Source organism: Brucella rhizosphaerae (assembly GCF_002252475.1).
In the GTDB taxonomy this organism is placed as follows: domain Bacteria; phylum Pseudomonadota; class Alphaproteobacteria; order Rhizobiales; family Rhizobiaceae; genus Brucella; species Brucella rhizosphaerae.
Genome location: NZ_NNRK01000017.1, coordinates 24,132 through 41,946, shown reverse-complemented (window position 1 = coordinate 41,946; position 17,815 = coordinate 24,132). Strand labels below are relative to the sequence as shown.

Here is a 17,815-nt window from a genome sequence, read left to right as displayed (position 1 = left end):
CTTTAAACGGAGAATGGAATGGCTGCTGGTCTGATTGATTATCTCGACCCACAAGCGATCGAGCTTCAGAGCGACGCGAAAACCAACGAAGAAATTATCCGCATACTGGCTGGAAAGCTGGAAAAGCTGGGCTATGTCAAGCCTGGCTATGCGGATGCTGTCGTCAGCCGTGAGTTGACAATGCCGACCGGATTGCCGCTTGAGCGCGAAGATAACGTTGCGGTGCCCCACACCGATCCTGAGCATGTGATTAAAGCTGGCATTGCATTTGCGACGCTGACATCGCCTGTCCAGTTTGCCAATATGGAAGACCCGGAAGAAGCTGTCCCTGTCGGATATGTCTTTCTGCTTGCCATCAATGACAAGGACAAACAGATTGAGACCTTGCAGCAGATCATGGCAACCATTCAGGATGCTGATGCACTCGACAGATTGAAAGCAGCGCGGACGCTTGAAGACGTCGAAGCCGCTTTACAATAAAGACTGTTCGCCCAGAGGGCAGCAAGTCTTTATATCTGAATTCGAGACAAGAAAAATACGATATTCGTGCGTTAAATGCACGAACACCAATTGGAGGAAACCATGGCTAAAATGAAAACAATTCTCTTCGCTTGCGGCACTGGGGTGGCGACATCTACAGCAGTGAATGCAGCCGTTACCGAAGAAATGAAAAAGCGCGGCCTCACCTTCAATGCTCAACAGGCAAAAGCAACGGAAGTTCCTTCTCTCGCCGACAATGTGGATTTCATCGTCTCGACGACACCTATTTCGGCTTCAGTTACCAAGCTGGTCATCAAGGGCCTGCCCTTCCTGACTGGAATTGGCAAAGACAAAGCTTTTGACGACATCGAAGCTGAACTGCGCAAATAATCGCAGCGGATTGAAGCTATGAGAGATGACAGGCATCAGAGCCCGCATCTCACGAAAATTGACAAAAAGCGCTGGCCACCAGCGCTTTTATGCTTTCTGAATAACCCGAACGCTCTGCCCCCCACCGATGTCGACCAATCGCGTGAGCGGAGGTAACTGATGTACATCATGTGTGCCAAAGCTCTCCGGATAAAACGCGAAGCCCTCTGGCGCTTGCGGCGGGCTTCTCTCATCAATAAGACGCGTACCCGTTAATTCAGCCATCGGATCGGGAATGGCAGAGATCAGTCGGCGTGTATAGGGATGGGTCGGGTTTGAAAATATCCGGTCCCATGGACCACTTTCCACAATCTGCCCGAAATACATCACGGCCACCCGATCACTCATGTGCTCCACAACACTCAAATCATGACTGATCATGATATAAGACAACCCTAACCGCTCTTTGAGTTCCAGCAGCAGGTTTATGATCTGCGCGCGGATGGAAACATCAAGCGCGGATACGGGTTCATCAAGCACGATAACTTTTGGATTAAGCAACAATGCCCGCGCTATCCCGATACGCTGGCGCTGGCCGCCGGAAAACTCATGCGGGTAACGCTTTGCCTGTTCTGGTTTCAAGCCAACCAGACGCAGGATTTCCTCAACCCGCCCTTCCACTTCGCTGCGTGATTTCACCCCATGAAGTCGCAGGGGCGCGGCCAGCGACGTGTAAACCGTCTGACGCGGATTAAGCGAAGCAAAAGGGTCCTGAAAAACCATTTGCGCCATTTTCGCGCGCTCTAGCCGCGAAGGCTCATCCTTGCCTGTGATAGGCTTCCCTTCAAAGTAAATCTGCCCGCTCGTTGGCTTCTGCAAGCCAACAATGGAGAGTGCGAGCGTGGACTTACCGCAGCCGGATTCACCGACAATTGACAGGCACTCGCCTTTATTAAGGGTGAGGCTGAGATTGTTGACAGCACGCAGCAATTGCGTTGAGCGGCTGAACACGCCTCCACTTATTGGAAAATACACACAGAGATCATCAATGCTAACCAGAGGTTCTGCTAATTTTGTCGAACGCATATCATTCATGATGAAAGCACCTCACTGAGCCTGCATCTTGCAGTGGCGTCCATCCGGGCTTTTCAGCCCGGCAGATGTCAGTCGCGCGTGTACAGCGCGGCTCAAATCTGCACCCTTGGGGAAACGCAGAAATTGACGGCACAACACCTTCGATTTCCTGCAATTGGCGCTGACCTTCCTTCTGGCGCGAGCCAAGTTGTGGAAGTGAAGCCAGCAGACCGTGGGCATAAGGATGCGCAGGATGTCGAAAGAGACCTGCCGTTACTCTTTCTTCGACGAGGTGCCCTGCATACATGACACCCACGCGACGACACATTTTTGCGATGACGCCAAGATCGTGACTTATCATAAGCACCGAAGTTCCCCGTGCTGTGCAAAGCTCCTGCATCAGACGCAGGATTTCTGCCTGAACGGTTACATCAAGCGCAGTCGTAGGCTCATCCGCAATCAGAAGGTCAGGATTACAGGCCAACGCGATTGCAATCATTACACGCTGGCGCATACCGCCCGACATCTGGTGCGGATAGTTTTTCACACGTTGTTCAGGCGCAGGAACCTGAACGCTGCCGAGTGCTTCCACCGCCTTTTGCTCGGCCTCATGCCACGTAGCGGCTTGATGCAGCACGAACATCTCTGCAATCTGCCGGCCAACCGGAGATAACGGATTAAGAGCTGTCATCGGCTCCTGAAAGATCATCGCTATGCGATTGCCACGCAGCTTTCGCATGTCACGCGATGAGATGGTTCGCAAATCCTGCCCTTTAAAGCGTATGGCGCCTGCTGTGACCGAAAGCGGTTTGCGCAACAGTCCGATCATCGACAGCGCGGTTATGCTCTTCCCACATCCGGACTCTCCAACCAGACCAAATGTTTCACCGGCGCCAATTGTGAAGGACACATCTTCAACCACGTTATGTCGGACCGAACCCGAAGCGATGTCGATACGAAGGTTTTCCACCTCAAGAAGTGCTTGTTCACTCATACCTTACGCGTCCTCATATGCGGATCGAGCCAGTCTCGCAGACCGTCACCGAAAAGATTGAGCCCAAGCACGGTAAAGAAGATGGCAAGGCCGGGAAAAATTGCTGCCCATGGCGCGCTGACAATGAGTTCTCGCGCATCGGTAAGCATGTTGCCCCAACTCGGCTCTGGTGGACTTATCCCGAGACCAAGATAGGAAAGTGCAGCTTCCGCCAGAATAGCGTCACCCATGCCAAGCGTACCAATGACGAGGATTGGGCCAATCATATTCGGCAATATCTGCGTGATCATAATGCGAACATCACTATAGCCAAGCATCTTGGCGGCCTGAATATAGCCCTGCTTTTTGAGTGAAAGCGTTGAGCTGCGCGCAATACGACATGTCCAGGACCAGTTCGTCAAACCAAGTGCCAGCAAGAGGCTCGACAGACCGGGGCCCAGAACTGCCATGATCGCCAGAGCAAAAATCAGCGATGGGATCGCCAGCATCAGATTGGTGAGGCCATTGACAAAATCATCCCACCATCCACCAAAATAACCAGCCGAAATGCCAAAGCAAAGCCCGATGACCGTGTTGATGCACTGCGATACGACACCCACAGTCAACGAAACCTGCGCGCCATAAAGGATGCGAGAATAGACATCGCGCCCTTGCGCATCGGTGCCGAACCAGAACTGGGCGTCCGGAGGCAGTTCTGCATTCATCAAATCGGCGTCAAGAATGGGATTGTAATGCGCCAGCAATGGCGCAAACACCGCAGCCGTCACAATGATAGCGCATACGAGGCCGCCGAATACGAGATTGAAACGTAGTTTCATGGGTTTACTCGTGGCTTATGCGCGGATCGATGACCGCGTAGAGGATATCAACGATTGTATTGATGGTGAGAAACCACAATACAATCACGAGAATTGCCCCCTGAACGACAGGAATGTCACGCATCGAAACACTGTCGATCAACAAGGAACCGAGCCCTGGCCAGGAGAACAACTTCTCAACCACCACCGCCTGCCCCATCATCGACCCGAACTGCAGGCCGATGGTCGTAATGATCAGTACCAGCGCATTGCGCATGACATGCCACTTCACGAGGCGAAAGCTGCTCATGCCTTTTGAACGTGCCGTGCGAATAAAATCAGCACCCATGACTTCTAGCACCGCTGCACGTGTCGTCCGCGCAAGCAACGCGAGTGGCGCAACGCCCAATGTGAGAGCGGGTAGAATGATGTTGCGTATACCACCGTCTCCATAACCAAAGCTGGGCAGCCAACCAAGTGTCAGAGCAAAGAGATACATGGCGAGCAAGCCAAGCCAGAACTGTGGTAGCGAGAGGCCTGAAACCGCACCTATCATCGTAACACTATCCAGAATACTTCCCGGCTTGAGCGCTGCCAGAAAGCCAAGTGGCACACCGATCAGAATAGCAAAACCCATCGCGGCAAAAGCAAGTTTCAGTGTCGGCCACATACGCTCCTGAACAAGCGAAAGCACCGGCTGTCTGGACCGATAGGAGGTGCCGAGATCAAACTGTGCCAACTGAACCAGATAATTGCCGAAACGCACATGCACGGGCTTGTCGAGACCAAATTCCTGCGTGATTTTCTCGACCATTTTCGGGTCGTTCATTCCTTTGCCATTGGCAACCAGGCTGGTCGCGATGCTGCCCGGAACGACGCTGAAAATGACAAAAATCAGCAGTGACACCGCGATGACTGTCGGTATCATCTGCAAAACGCGTCGGATAATAAAATAGAGCACACGGTCCTCCTTTCAGATCAGCGCGAACGCGCTGGAGCAAAGGGGATCAGTGGCCCGCCCTGAAACGAGCGGGCCGATCCAGATCAGCTGGGATTAGAGCGCATCCCGAAAAGTGTGAAACGGTTTTCGGAAAGATGCGCACTAAAACAAACAGTTAGAGCGCCGATCTGATTCAATCAGATCGACATGCGCTCTAGCGACCGGAAGGAACCGTGTCGTCCACCCAAAGCTTTTCATAGGACTGAACCGCGAGCTCTGCGGAATTCGGCTGCAGGCCATGAAGCCAGGGCTGATGTGCCATAACAGCCTTATTGTAGTTGAAGAACCAGACCGGCGCTTGTTCCTGCAACAGATTGTTGGCTTTCTTCAGAAGCTCGTTCTTCTCGTCTTCGGTTTTAGCCAGTTTGGCTTCATCAACAATCTTGTCGAATTCGGCGTTGGAGAACTTCTGGTAGTTACACGCTGATTGCGGTGTTGTGGAATAGAAGCACTGCATCGCGGTCAACGCATCAGGACCACTTTCGAGCGACCACATATAGGCCTGGAAATTACCTGCAGGAACCACATCAGCGAGCACGGAAGCTTCAACCGGCTTGGCTTTAACCTTGATTCCGACCTTATCCAGCATCGGAATGATGGCCTGAACGATGGTCAGCCCCCAGCTCTCATTCTGCGTTGCTGTCAACTCGAACTCGAAGCCATCAGGATAACCGGCTTCTGCAAGCAAGGCCTTGGCCTTTTCAGGATCATATGGATACGGTTTTGCATCCTTATCAAAGGCAGGAGATGAGTTTGGAAGCCAACCAACCGCACGATAAGCCTTGTCTTTGACCAGACGCTTGATGATCAGATCACTGTCAATTGCATAATTGATCGCCTGACGGACGCGCTTATCCTGAAACGGCTTGAAATCCGGATTAAAGCCAACGGTGCGCGTGTAAACCTCGGCGACCTCGATCATGTTTTTGGAAAGCTCCGGGTCTGCGAGATAAGCAGTGTATTGCGCTGGCCCAAGTACCGCCACATCAATTTCCTTGTTGCGGAACGCAACGTCGCGCGCGGATGCATCTCCCATAATCATGATATTGATCTTATCGGCGTAAGGCTTGCCTTTTTCGTAATACTTGTCCCACTTTTCAACCGTCAGACGGGAACCCGGAACATATTGGGCAAATTTATACGGTCCGAGACCGATGGGATGACGCTGGAATTCGTCACTATCACCCTGACCATCCGGATAGATCGCAGTGTTGTTGCGCATGAACTGATAGCCGGGATCAATTGGCTGCTTGAGAGTAATTTCCAATGTGTGATCGTCAATCTTCTTCAGACCGGAAATTTCCTTGGCTTTACCCTGCGTGTACTCCTCAGCACCCTTGATTTCAGCAATATAACGTGCCGGAGGAAACGCCTTTTTGGGGTCCATTATCCGGGTATAGCTCCAGATAATATCGTCTGCTGTCAGCGGCTTGCCATCATGGAAAAATGCATCCTGACGCAGTTTGTAAGTATAGACGAGTTTATCGTCCGAGACACTTACATCGGTCGCAAGACCCAGAACAGGCTTGTTCTGATCGGCGTCCCAATCATAGAGCGTGCGATGAATGGCTTTTGCATAAAATTCGTCCTGTGTTGCCGGCGAAGACTGAATATCAAGCGTCGAAAAGCTATCCCCATAAGGCGCAACAAAGTTGATGACGCCACCCGCGCGCGGCTCGTCGGCAGCGTAGGCTGCGGTCCCCGCCATCAATGCAACGGACATCGCTGCAAGCAATGCAAATTTTCTCATAGTCGTCCCCTTTTTTGATTTATTTTTGAGATCCGAATGAACGTTTCAGGCAGCTTGGCCAAAGCTTCGCTGCCTGTCCTCCTCACGAGCGTTCGAACACCACCTCGCCTTCGCGAATGGTGAGCATGCAATGCGTATTGTTGAGAATTTCCTCTGGTTTGGCGTTAAGCATATTGCCCGAAAAAACCGCAATATCCGCCACCTGCCCCGGTACAAGTTTGCCTTTGGAGTTTTCCAGCTTCTGCGAGAAAGCGCCATATTCGGTATAGACCTGAAGCGCCTCTTCAATGGACACACGCTCACGCGCATCCATGACCGTTCCTTTTCCGGTTTCACGCGTCAGCATCGAATAGATGTTCGGGTAAGGATTTGGGTGACAGACGGGGGCATCACTACCCGTTGCGGGTTTGAAGCCGAGGTCTTTCCACGTCTTTAGCGGATAGCTCGACAATGCTCTTTCCTCACCAAGAACCGAAATATAGGCGTCACCGAAATCATAGATGAACACCTGCTGCGGGCATGGGTAAATGCCTGCCTTCTTCATTCGCTCATGTTGTTCTGGTGTGGAAAAGCCACAATGCTCGATACGGTGGCGTCGATCCGGATCAGGATGGGCTGCGAGCGCCTTTTCATAGGCTGTGATGAGCTGACCAATGGCTGCATCGCCGATTGCGTGACATGCAAGCTGATAGCCCTTCTTATGGGCATCAAGAACTAATGCTTCCAGCTCGGCATCTGGCAATATCTGTACGCCGATGTTGTTATCATCACCCAGATAAGGCTTGCTCATCCATGCAGTTCGCCCACCTGCCGAACCGTCGAGGAATATTTTGACGGCGCCCACAGTCAGCATGTCGTCGCCAACACCGGATACCAGTCCTGCCTCGTAGCATTTCTCTACGATCGAGGACCCGGGGTCTCCCAGCAACACCAGCCATGTCCGCACCGGCAGTCGCTTCTGAAGTTTCGCAAGATTGTAAGCACGAATTTCATCAAAGCCTGCGACCTGCCCCACCGCCGCATCCATGACACTCGTAATACCATATGAAAGCAGCAGATTACCCGCAGCCTCAATAGCTTCGATCATCTCTTCCGTGCTTGCCTTCGGGATAGCTTTACGCACTGCACCTTGCGCATTTTCCGCGACCATTCCCGTCAGCACACCATTTTTCTGTTCGATCAAACCGCCGTCCGGAACCCGGGATTTTTCATCGATACCAGCCAATTCAAAGGCTTTAGAATTGAAAATCGAAACGTGACCGCACGCTCGCACCAACATAACCGGGTGATTTGGAGCGACAGCATCAAGTTCTGATTTATGCGGATGACGACCAATATCGAGTTTGGTCTGATCATAGCCCCGCGCCCTGATCCAGGTGCCAGGGGGAACAGAGGCCGCCTTATCGCGTATTGCACCCAGCAGGCTTTCCAGTGTGGGCGCAGCCTTCGGTGTGGCATCAAGCCATTTGAGTGTAAGCCCAACTGATATCAGATGAAGATGAGAATCGTTTAGTCCGGGAGTAGCAAAGCGCCCCTCCAGATCGATCAATTGCGTCTTGTCGCCTTTGAGGGACAAGATTTGATCTTTGTTACCAGTGGCAAGTATCTTGCCTTGCCAGATTGCCAGGGCTTCAACCGTGCCCTCTTCGTATCCACACCAGATCGTGCCGTTATAGATAATCGTATCAGCACGCAATTCGGGCATTACAACAGACATTCAGCGATCCCCTCCCTAAGTCACGCCTTCATATAAGATGATCAGAGTTCCACTGATGGATCAACCGTTCAAGCCTTTGATATGACAAATTTTGTGGGAGTAATTTATTCAAAACGACGATGTCACCGTCGTTTTGTTGAAACTTTTGCAAAGGTAGTGCAATCCAATAATGCGGGACTGGATGTATAAATGCTCTCATTGCAACGTTTGATAACCCGCTTTAACAGCCCCTATTTCATTGAATGCCTTGACCACCACTTCTGCGAAGGGCAAAGCAAAGTCGAAATGTGTAGGATCAAGAGTTGGACATTCTGTTTGATAGAGCTGAAGCGAAGTTTGCCGATAAGGTGGTTCTCGAACCGCTTTCACTCGAGCTTTCGGAACGGCGTATCGGCATCATCGGCTTGAACGGGTCGGGAAAGACCACATTTTCACGCATGGTGAACGGGCTGGTTCTTCCATCATCGGGACGTGTTGTAACAAATGGCTACGATACAGCCGCCGACGGTACGAAGGTTCGTGCCGCCGTTGGCTATATCTTCCAGAACCCGGCAAACCAAATCGTACTGCCGCTGATAAAAGACGATATCGCGTTGGGCTTGCAATCCCGTCGGCTCAGTAAGCTGGAAGTGACCGATGCAGTGTCGAACGCACTGAATCGTATCGGGATTACTCATCTGGCAGAGCGCAGGGCGCATGAGTTATCCGGTGGCGAACTTCAGCTTGCAGCGCTCGCTTCAGTCCTCGTTACATCTCCCGATATTGTCATAATGGACGAACCAACCAATCAGCTTGATTTGAGAAACAGAAATATCGTCGAACGCACCATTCGTGATCTTGAAGAGAACGTTATCGTGGTCAGCCATGATCTAACCCTGCTTTCAGGTTTCGACCGTGTACTGCTCTTCCATCAGGGCAAGCTGATCGATGACGGTCCAGCCGACAAGACGATTGCCCATTATCTGGCACTCGCATCATGAACTTTTATGAAGCCCGCGGCGATGGGCCGATCCACCGATTACCGCCCGCGGTCAAACTCATTGCCCTTTTCGGGTTAAGTATCGTTCTGTTTATCCTCAAATCTCCTGCAACTCTGGGAGTTGTAACCGCGTTGGTAGTCGCTGGCTCGCTAATCTCGAGCCGAACCGCAGTTGCCCAGTGGCTGAAATCATGGCCGCTTCTGCTGACGATTGCCGTGGTGGTGATTTGGACCGCATATGCGGACAGTGTTCAAGCGGCTTCGATTGTTCTGATGCGGCTGGGATCGTTGACCCTCTTTGCTGCCGTGATCACTGCCACCACCACGATTGGCCAGTTTATTGACACGATAACCAAAGCCGCTCGACCGTTTGAGGCGATTGGGATAGGTAATGCCCGCGATATCGGACTGGCCATCGGACTGGTGATCCGCTTCGTTCCCGAGGTACACGCGCGCTACAGATCAGTAGCGGAAGCTCATCGCGCACGAGGGCTGAAAATGCGGCTATCCACAGTGATCGTACCAATGGTAATTGGCACGCTACAAAGTGCAGACGAAATTGCCAATGCCATCGATGCAAGATGCATCCGCAATGAACCGGGCAAACAGAATTAAGCATAGACACGTAAGCGCATAACTGCTTCGGCCCAATATGCGACAGCAAGAAGGTACAAGACGTGCAAACGAGATCTTTGGTTATGATCGCGCTATTTACAGCAATCATCGTGGTGCTGGGCTTGATACCGCCGATTATGCTGACCTTCGTGCCTGTCCCTATTCACGCGCAAAGTTTAGGGGTCCTGCTCGCTGGTGTCGTATTGGGCGCACGCGGAGGCACACTTTCAGTCTTGTTGCTGATCGCACTCGTCGCAATCGGTCTACCCGTTTTGGCTGGAGGCCGAGGCGGCCTCGGCATCTTCCTCAGCCCAACAGCTGGATATCTCGTTGGTTTCCTGCCGGCTGCATTTGTGACCGGCTGGATTTCCGACAAAGTGGCGCGAGGAACCAAGGGCGGCTGGAAAACTTTCACGGGCTTTTTCTTTGCAGCGACAATAGGCGTCGTCATCGACCACCTGTTCGGTGTCGCCTGGCTCATCGTCTATGTTGGCCTATCTCCTTTGGCGGCGTTAGTCGGAGATCTCGCGTTCGTGCCTGGTGATCTGCTCAAAGCAGCTATCGCCGCCTATGTAGGTCAATTCATATTCGTGAATTTCGGAAATCGGATGCGCGAGAGTTAACGCAGGGCGCAATCATGAAGACGCGATTGTCGGACGGGACAAGAACTCGGCTGCGATTTCGTCGAACACGGGAAGAAACTGAAAAATCTCAGTGTTTTCTATTCCGTTGTGATCGGTTGACACGTCTCCCACTCTATAACGAAAACGAGCGAAACAGAGAACTGTTCCGCTCGTTATTTCAGCCAAAGCACAACACTGCACTAATCGGCAAAAGAAGCCCTACTTGGCCCAGCGACCCTCGTATTTGAACTCTGGAGCCTTCTGAATTTCCTCCTTGGTGGAGTTCATCACGGCAGACCATTTTTTCTCATCATCGAAGTAAGTGATGTCCACAGCTTCCGGGCTGACGACGACGTATTTTTCACCCACACCCAAAAAGCCACCCACGGACACTATATATCCGGACAACTGCCCGTCCGAGATTATAAGATCCTTGATTTCGCCGATGTTCGTATTGTCGCCATTCAGAATGCTAAGACCCACCAGGTTGTAGCTGAGGACATCAGTCGGTTTCGCAGTAACAAATACTTCTGTTTGTGTTTCCTCTGTCATTGTAGCAGTTTGTGCATTGGCAAAGGAAATCATAGCGAGACCTGCAGCGGCAGCCAGAATAATACGACGCATTATTTATTCTCCAGAACGACTTCATGACGTGGTTGTCACCATCAAAATGCGCCCGGATAGATATTGGTTCCGATAAAACTGCATAGCTGATGCAATTGCGCGATATCTTGCAAATAATATTCAACCAGCTGTTTGTTGGGAGGTAAGCTTGCCTCCCGTAAACATACAGGTCGTAACCTTACGTTACTGGAAAGGCGGATAAAATTATTTAAGTGCCACCTAATACTCCGCTAGATGACACATCTCCCCTCCCAATAACCAAAGATGTTAAATCTATGAGTGATAATTACACATTGCCAGATTTGTCTGGTGTCCTCCCTGTCCGCCCAATCAAAGTGAAAAAGCATGGCTTTGCAGACAAATGGAGGCTGCTGTTTTTCGCGATAGTTTTTGCGCTCATATCTGTTGTTGTTACAGTTGCGTGGGGACCAGGGTTGTACTCTGGTTACCTCATCAAGAATGATCCATTGATCATTGAGGACGCTACCATCTTTGATGGAAACTGCCGTTCTAAGAAAATGATTACCGAGTGCAAGGCGATGCTCTCCTACAGATATGACGGCGAAAACAAACTGAAATCCGTCGACTTTTCCTTCCTTAGCCTCTCCAGCGGTGACTATGAAACCGATGTTGTGGTGCAAAAATCGAACCCTAATAATGCAACTCTGACGCTTGCACTGGATGAGTTCTGGAACCGTCTCTCCGTTGGCGTTGTGCTCGTGGGCATCATGATTGGTAGCAGCATTCTCTTCATCAAGCGTTTTTCACTGATTTCAAAATCGATCTCGGCGACCAAAACAGCTTCGCTGATGCAACTGTGCTGGGCAAAGATCGTTTCCCGCAAAGAGAGTATGGGGCGTGTAAAGCTCGGCTACACGCCTTTGGTTGAGCAGCCGAAAAAGCGAACCGTCCTTTCCAGCTTTTCGAAAGATGAAGTTCCGTATCTTTATTATGACGAGAAAAGCGATGAGACCTTCGGTCTTGCAGCCGTCCCTACCCATAATACGCGGTCTGTGCTGCCTGTACTGCTTGACGATCAGTTTGAAAGGCTGGAACTAACCGCCGCCGAACGCGAAAGCCTGGAACAAGCTCTCGCAAATCGGCTGGTGGGGTGATGTCTCAACTTACCTGATGATTTCACCCCTTGCCGAAATCACGAGCTGATACATATCCATATACATCATATTAGATAGGGAGAATAAAATGGGTGAAGCAGGTGTAGGCTGGATTGCTGCAATCATTATTGGCGGCCTTGCGGGGTGGATTGCATCCAACTTCATGAATAGCAACACAGGCCTATTCATGAACATTATTCTTGGCATCATCGGCGCGGCAATTGCCAGCTTTATCTTTGGCTTTCTGGGCGTGTCGTTCGGTGGCTGGCTCGGCTATCTATTGGCGGGCTTCATCGGCGCATGTATCCTGATCTGGGTCGGGCGAGCGATCAGTTAACGCTGACTTTGCAATGAATTAAAGCCCCGCCAGGCGGGGCTTTTTTATTTCATAAGAATAATCTGACAAGCCAACCATTCTGGTAAAGAGGCTATTTTAGAAGCCTTTTACATTGAAATGCCCCCCTCTTTGCGGCTATTAACAAATGCGTTGAATGTTTGCGGAGTGGTGGGGTGATACGAATACTGTTTCTACTTCTGGGCCGCGAAATTATTCAGCGGCACTGGAGAATTCTGTTGGCTATCGCCGTTCTCTGGATTGTCGGGGGAGCACTGATTGTCATCGATGCACTTGACGGCAAAACAGTTATCCCTGCCCGTCTTTTTGGCTATTTTCTCCTGCCCGAAGCCGCATTGTGCCTTTTCGCCGCCATTGCAAGCTATGGAACAGCCCGCAGAATGCGCATTGTGCAGGGCGTAGCCCTTCTTGGTGTAAGCATCCTCATCATCAGTTCAACACCGGCAAGCAACTTTGCGCTCGCAGTCCTTTTTGGGCTGTGTTTCCTCATCGATGGCATAGTACGCATCGGCAGTGCCTGGGTGGTAAGATATCCCCGCTGGAAAGTCGGCTTGGTCGGCGGCATCGTCGAAGTCCTGCTCGCAATAGCAACGCTTCAGCCGTGGCCGACATGGTATGAGGGCACGGTCGGCACAAATGTTGGCGCAGTTCTCATTCTGACAGGTGTTGGTTTGCTCAGCATCGCTTTCCGAATAAAGCGGTTGGAAGCAGATGCATCGCTGACGAGCATTCTCAGCAGAAACCCGTTCAACCAACGTGCAGCAATGCTTTACCGCAAGCGGAGTGCCAGAAACCGCAAAAAACTTATCGTGCATGTCTGGACGCCCACGGGCACCGCAATGACGTCGCTCCGGCAAAGAGCGATCAACCGCTATATCGCAGCTATTGATAGCAGCGGTGTTATCTCGACAGGACATGCGGCGCTGGAAATGACGCCTGATCTTTATATCAGCCACTATCCCGCAGCCGAAATCGACCGCAATCCGGACGAATTCAGCCGTACCTTGCGTGCAACCGCCGACAACAACGTCGCCGGTCGGTTTTTGCAAAGCTACGAGGTCGAGTCTGGCGAATGGTGTCCGTCAACTGTGCAAGTCGAAATCAATAATATCGATGCATCGCGGCTCAGGACATTCTGGAAGCATTACAGGGCAAATGACACTTACAACCTGACGAACAGGAACTGTTCCAGTGCTGTTGCGGATGCATTGGATGCAGCGCTCGAAGGTGTTTATCGTGAGCACAGATGGCCTGTTTTCAAGGCACTTCAGGCTATCGTATTTCCAGAACTATGGGCTGCAGGCCTTATGCGTAAGCGAGCAGAATCCATGGCATGGACACCGGGACTGGTACTCGATTATGCGCGTGCTTTATCAGCATTGGTGGACTCATCCAGCCGCCCGACGACAAAGCAAAGCTTCCGTCTTGTGAAGAAATACTCCCTTCGCAAGTCAAAAGCATCCATCAGCTAAAAGTGTCCCGAAAAGGGAGAACCGGCATTTGGATCGGAAAGACGCGCCTGCACTTCGCGCGTCCATAAAACGACAGCTGAAATAACTTGATTATCTTACTCATATTAAATAGATTTTTGGTCAGTTCATGCCAACAATCGGATCAAGAAACCGTGCATTTCTCAATAAAAATCTGGGCTTACCTACTGCGTAGCATCGAAAAAACTCTGCTCGCATCAATCTTTCTCATCGGCGTGCAACTCATGGCTCAATCGTCAGCTGCTGCGGAAAACAGAAACGCCCAACGCATTGTATCGCTTGGACCTGACGTCACAGAAATCATATTCGCGCTTGGTGCGGGCGATAAGGTTGTCGCGGTCGACCGCAGCAGCAAATACCCCGACGAAACCGCAAACAAGACCAATGTCGGCTATCGCCGAAGCCTGTCTCCTGAAGGCATTCTCGCGCTTAATACCGACCTGATCATTGCATCAGAAGATATCGGGCCACCTGAAACGACAGATGTGCTCAACCAGTCGGCGGTCGAGATCCTCTATGTGCCAGTCGATAACAGCCGCGATGGCCTCATCAGAAAGATAGGGCTCATCGCAAAGAGACTTGATCTTGAGAAGCAAGGCGAAGCGCTAACGCAGAAAGTCGTAGAGGACTTCGATGCGGCAACAGCCTATGCCAGCAAGATATCAGCCGATAAACAGAAAAAAGTTGTCTTCTTTCATGGTCTCGCCCGGTTAAGTGGCGCGGGTAGCGACACGGCGGCCGACGCATTTATCCGCTATGCGGGTGGGATCAATCCACTGTCGGTCTATTCAGGCTACAAACCCGTCTCGGAAGAATGGCTGGTCAAGGCGGAGCCAGACGTCGTCCTCATGCTCTCAGACGGCAATGGGGGACCAACCCGCGAAGACGTTTTCTCTGTGAAAGCCTTACAGCGAACACCCGCAGCCCAGAATCAATCGCTGATCGTGCTGGAGGGGCCATATATGCTGGGATTTGGTCCAAGGACTGCTGAAGCGGTCCGCAAATTGGCCGCGGCGCTTTATGAATAACAATCCAAACGTAAAAAGCCCCTCCATAGGAGGGGCTTTCTGTTTTTAATGCGCACGAAAAGACTATTCAAAATCTTCCGGCAGCAGTCCCTGCGGGAAGTTCTGATAAGAAACAGGGCGCAGGAAGCGACGAATGGACATGGTGCCAACGCTCGTCGCACCGAAGTTCGTCGATGCCGGATATGGGCCACCATGAACCATCGAGTCGACAACTTCCACACCGGTTGGGAAGCCATTGACCAGCACACGTCCGGCTTTACGCTCCAGCACAGGCAGAAGACGGCGTGCGTCTTCCAGATCGCCAGCATCCATATGGATAGTGGTGGTCAGCTGACCTTCAAAGCCACGAGCGAGCTTTTCCATCTCGTCGACAGAACCAACGCGAATAACCAGACCGAGAGGGCCAAAGACTTCTTCGCCCAAAGCATGGTCAGACAGGAAACGCTCGCCGGTCGTTTCAAACAGATTTGGCGAAGCCTGACGACCCGATGACTCGGTTTCATACAATGGCTTGACGGCATTGCGCGTATCAAAACGCTCCTTACCGTCATGGTAAGCCTGTGCAATACCATCGGTCAGCATAGTCTGCGGACCAACCTTCTTGAGGCCTTCAACCGTTGCTTCAGTGAAGCGATCAGCGTCAGCACCGTCGAGAACAACAGCAATGCCTGGATTGGTACAGAACTGTCCTGCACCCATGGTCAGCGAACCGGCCCAGCCCTGTCCAAGCGTTTCGGCACGTGCCTTCATTGCTTCTGGCAAGAGGAACATCGGGTTGACCGAACCGAGCTCGCCAAAGAAAGGAATTGGTTCCGGACGCGCTGCGCAAAGATCGAACAATGCACGGCCCCCACCGAGAGAACCGGTAAAGCCAACAGCCTTAATATTCGGATGCTGCACAAGCGCATGACCGACATCGCGACGTCCGCCCTGAATGAGCGAGAACACACCCGGATGAACGCCAGTCCTGGCGATAGCAGCTTCAACGGCCTGAGCAACGATTTCACCAGTGCCCGGATGAGCCGAATGGCCCTTCACAACAACGGGGCAGCCGGCTGCAAGTGCGGCTGCCGTATCGCCACCGGCAGTCGAAAATGCCATCGGGAAGTTGGAAGCGCCGAAAACGGCAACAGGTCCGATTGGGCGCTGAACGAGACGAATCTCAGGGCGCGGTGCTGGCTGACGATCAGGAAGTGCTGCATCAAAACGGCGGTCGAGATAATCGCCCTTTTCGATATGGTCTGCGAACAGACGAAGCTGGCCGGTCGTACGGCCGGTTTCACCCTGAAGGCGTGCTTCCGGCAGGCCGGTTTCCTGCGAACCAATAACAACAATATCAGCAATGCGGGCTTCAATTTCGTCAGCGATCGCCCGCAGAAATGCGGCGCGTTCGGCGCGGCTGGAATAGCCATAAGTCCAGAAAGCATCTTCCGCAGCTTCGCAGGCGCGGTTCACCACATCAACAGTTCCAACTGCGAAAGAATGGGCAGGCCCACTTGCTGGTGCAGACTGAAAAGTGCCGGCTCCGTCGAGCCATTCGCCAGCAACAAGGTGTTTTCCTTTGGGCGTGAATGCCATTCGTTCATCCTCCTGTAGAAATCGGCGTGCAATTAAGCCAGTATCCCACCGCATCTAAATTGCACTTGCCTAATGTTTGTATACATTATGTGCGCAGATATCAATTGCCTGTGGGGCCTCCCGTCAGGCGTAGCCATGAAAGACGCATGATGAGCGAGACCACAATCCTGAGCATTGCAACGCTTCACGACCGCGTGGAGGCGATTTTTCGTAAAGCAGGTCTCAACGCAATACAGGCTGGAGCCGTCGCTCGTGTGATTGTTGCGGGTGAACGCGACCACTGCAAATCCCACGGCATATACCGTATCGAGGGTGCGCTTCGTACAGTCAAGGCCGGTAAGGTAAAACCGGATGCAATTCCTGAAATCGTTACTCAGGAAGCGTCGAGCATTGTGCGGGTGAATGCCAATTATGGCTTCGCAAACCCTGCCTTCGAGACGGGTGTACCGGTATTGGCAGAGCGCGCGCGCAAAAATGGCATTGCAGCCCTCGTCATCAATGACTGCACGCATTTTTCAGCACTCTGGCCGGAAGTCGAAGCGCTGACAGCCCAAGGCTTGGCTGCCCTCGTCATGTGCCCAAGCTATGCAACGGTAGCACCAACAGGCGGCAACAAACCGTTGCTCGGCACCAATCCATTCGCATTTGGCTGGCCGCGCAAGGAAACATCGCCTTACGTCTTCGACTTTGCAACATCTGTCGCCGCACGTGGCGAGATCGAACTGCATCGCCGAGCAGGCAAGCAATTGCCTGAAGGCTGGGCATTAGATGTCGACGGCAATCCGACAACTGACCCGGAAACAGCTTTGGCCGGTGCCATGTTGCCATTCGGTGGGCACAAAGGCTCAGCAATCAGCACCATGGTTGAACTGCTTGCAGCAATCATGATTGGCGATCTGACCAGCCCGGAAGTACTCGATTTTCTCGGTACAACCACACTTTCACCGGTACATGGCGAGCTTATCATCGCGTTTTCGCCAGAAGCATTCGCTAAAGGCCGTCCCGGCGACCCATTTGCCCGCGCAGAAAGCTTCTTTGAAGCCATCGTCGGTCAGGGTGCACGCCTGCCCTCGCAACGCCGTTTCAAAGCGCGCGCTGAATCTGAAAGCGAAGGTATCAAGCTCACCAAGGCCGAAATCGACCAACTCGATCTGCTCTTGGCCAAAGGCCTGGATGCCATTTCCTGAACAAAAAAGGCCCTCCAAACGGAGGGCCTTTCTTTAAGCT

The 17,815-nt window shown here is 52.0% G+C and carries 18 protein-coding genes; 10 read left to right on the top strand and 8 right to left on the bottom strand.

Features of this window, described 5'->3' with window-relative positions:
- The first annotated feature begins 18 nt into the window (after positions 1-18).
- A complete protein-coding gene (locus CEV32_RS02405; protein ID WP_094573850.1) occupies positions 19-480 on the top strand; it encodes a PTS sugar transporter subunit IIA in 462 nt (153 codons plus the stop codon).
- Positions 481-582: 102 nt separating this feature from the next.
- Positions 583-870, top strand: a complete 288-nt coding sequence (locus CEV32_RS02400) for a PTS sugar transporter subunit IIB (protein ID WP_094573849.1) — start codon at positions 583-585, stop codon at positions 868-870.
- 87 nt (positions 871-957) lie between these two features.
- On the opposite strand, the gene CEV32_RS02395 is transcribed toward CEV32_RS02400, so the two are convergent.
- The 6 genes from CEV32_RS02395 to CEV32_RS02370 form a co-directional block, all read right to left on the bottom strand.
- The gene (locus tag CEV32_RS02395; RefSeq protein WP_094573848.1) at positions 958-1,944 is read right to left on the bottom strand and encodes an ABC transporter ATP-binding protein; all 987 of its coding nucleotides are present in this window, start codon (positions 1,942-1,944) and stop codon (positions 958-960) included.
- Complete coding sequence (locus CEV32_RS02390) at positions 1,937-2,917, bottom strand: ABC transporter ATP-binding protein (protein WP_094573847.1); 981 nt, start codon at positions 2,915-2,917, stop codon at positions 1,937-1,939. The genes CEV32_RS02395 and CEV32_RS02390 overlap by 8 nt, the downstream gene beginning before the upstream one ends.
- Positions 2,914-3,735 (bottom strand): ABC transporter permease, encoded by an 822-nt coding sequence (locus tag CEV32_RS02385; RefSeq protein ID WP_094573846.1) that lies wholly within the window; start codon positions 3,733-3,735, stop codon positions 2,914-2,916. The genes CEV32_RS02390 and CEV32_RS02385 overlap by 4 nt, the downstream gene beginning before the upstream one ends.
- 4 nt (positions 3,736-3,739) lie before the next feature.
- Positions 3,740-4,675 carry an ABC transporter permease gene (locus CEV32_RS02380; protein WP_094573845.1) on the bottom strand — a complete coding sequence of 312 codons (936 nt, stop codon included), beginning with the start codon at positions 4,673-4,675 and terminating at the stop codon, positions 3,740-3,742.
- Between the two features lie 193 nt (positions 4,676-4,868).
- A complete protein-coding gene (locus CEV32_RS02375; protein WP_094573844.1) occupies positions 4,869-6,464 on the bottom strand; it encodes an ABC transporter substrate-binding protein in 1,596 nt (531 codons plus the stop codon).
- 82 nt (positions 6,465-6,546) lie between these two features.
- On the bottom strand, positions 6,547-8,169 hold the full coding sequence (locus CEV32_RS02370) for an amidohydrolase (RefSeq protein ID WP_374882752.1): 1,623 nt from the start codon (positions 8,167-8,169) through the stop codon (positions 6,547-6,549).
- A 314-nt stretch (positions 8,170-8,483) separates the two neighbouring features.
- Between CEV32_RS02370 and CEV32_RS02365 the strand changes: the two genes are divergently transcribed.
- The 3 genes from CEV32_RS02365 (at position 8,484) to CEV32_RS02355 (ending at position 10,398) form a co-directional block, all read left to right on the top strand.
- Positions 8,484-9,161 (top strand): energy-coupling factor ABC transporter ATP-binding protein, encoded by a 678-nt coding sequence (locus CEV32_RS02365; RefSeq protein WP_094573842.1) that lies wholly within the window; start codon positions 8,484-8,486, stop codon positions 9,159-9,161.
- The gene (locus CEV32_RS02360) at positions 9,158-9,775 is read left to right on the top strand and encodes an energy-coupling factor transporter transmembrane component T family protein (RefSeq protein WP_094573841.1); all 618 of its coding nucleotides are present in this window, start codon (positions 9,158-9,160) and stop codon (positions 9,773-9,775) included. Before CEV32_RS02365 ends, CEV32_RS02360 begins: the two co-directional genes overlap by 4 nt.
- Before the next feature lie 83 nt (positions 9,776-9,858).
- On the top strand, positions 9,859-10,398 hold the full coding sequence (locus CEV32_RS02355) for a biotin transporter BioY (protein WP_235818693.1): 540 nt from the start codon (positions 9,859-9,861) through the stop codon (positions 10,396-10,398).
- Positions 10,399-10,617: 219 nt separating this feature from the next.
- Here the strand turns inward: CEV32_RS02355 and CEV32_RS02350 are convergent, their stop codons facing one another.
- Positions 10,618-11,022 carry a PRC-barrel domain-containing protein gene (locus CEV32_RS02350; protein ID WP_094573839.1) on the bottom strand — a complete coding sequence of 135 codons (405 nt, stop codon included), beginning with the start codon at positions 11,020-11,022 and terminating at the stop codon, positions 10,618-10,620.
- 212 nt (positions 11,023-11,234) lie between these two features.
- Between CEV32_RS02350 and CEV32_RS02345 the strand changes: the two genes are divergently transcribed.
- From CEV32_RS02345 to CEV32_RS02330, 4 genes are all read left to right on the top strand, one after another.
- Positions 11,235-12,137 carry a hypothetical protein gene (locus tag CEV32_RS02345; RefSeq protein WP_143128780.1) on the top strand — a complete coding sequence of 301 codons (903 nt, stop codon included), beginning with the start codon at positions 11,235-11,237 and terminating at the stop codon, positions 12,135-12,137.
- 88 nt (positions 12,138-12,225) lie between these two features.
- Positions 12,226-12,474, top strand: coding sequence for a GlsB/YeaQ/YmgE family stress response membrane protein (locus CEV32_RS02340; RefSeq protein ID WP_094573837.1), 249 nt, complete (start codon positions 12,226-12,228; stop codon positions 12,472-12,474).
- 236 nt (positions 12,475-12,710) lie between these two features.
- Positions 12,711-13,964: an HdeD family acid-resistance protein gene (locus CEV32_RS02335; protein ID WP_235818692.1), complete on the top strand. Its 1,254-nt coding sequence runs from the start codon at positions 12,711-12,713 to the stop codon at positions 13,962-13,964.
- A 242-nt stretch (positions 13,965-14,206) separates the two neighbouring features.
- The gene (locus CEV32_RS02330) at positions 14,207-15,010 is read left to right on the top strand and encodes a heme/hemin ABC transporter substrate-binding protein (RefSeq protein ID WP_094574443.1); all 804 of its coding nucleotides are present in this window, start codon (positions 14,207-14,209) and stop codon (positions 15,008-15,010) included.
- A gap of 63 nt (positions 15,011-15,073) precedes the next feature.
- On the opposite strand, the gene CEV32_RS02325 is transcribed toward CEV32_RS02330, so the two are convergent.
- Positions 15,074-16,588, bottom strand: a complete 1,515-nt coding sequence (locus tag CEV32_RS02325) for an aldehyde dehydrogenase (NADP(+)) (RefSeq protein WP_094573836.1) — start codon at positions 16,586-16,588, stop codon at positions 15,074-15,076.
- 149 nt (positions 16,589-16,737) lie between these two features.
- Here CEV32_RS02325 and CEV32_RS02320 point away from each other — a divergent pair, with 149 nt between their 5' ends.
- Positions 16,738-17,775, top strand: a complete 1,038-nt coding sequence (locus CEV32_RS02320; RefSeq protein WP_094574441.1) for an Ldh family oxidoreductase — start codon at positions 16,738-16,740, stop codon at positions 17,773-17,775.
- Positions 17,776-17,815: the final 40 nt, after the last annotated feature.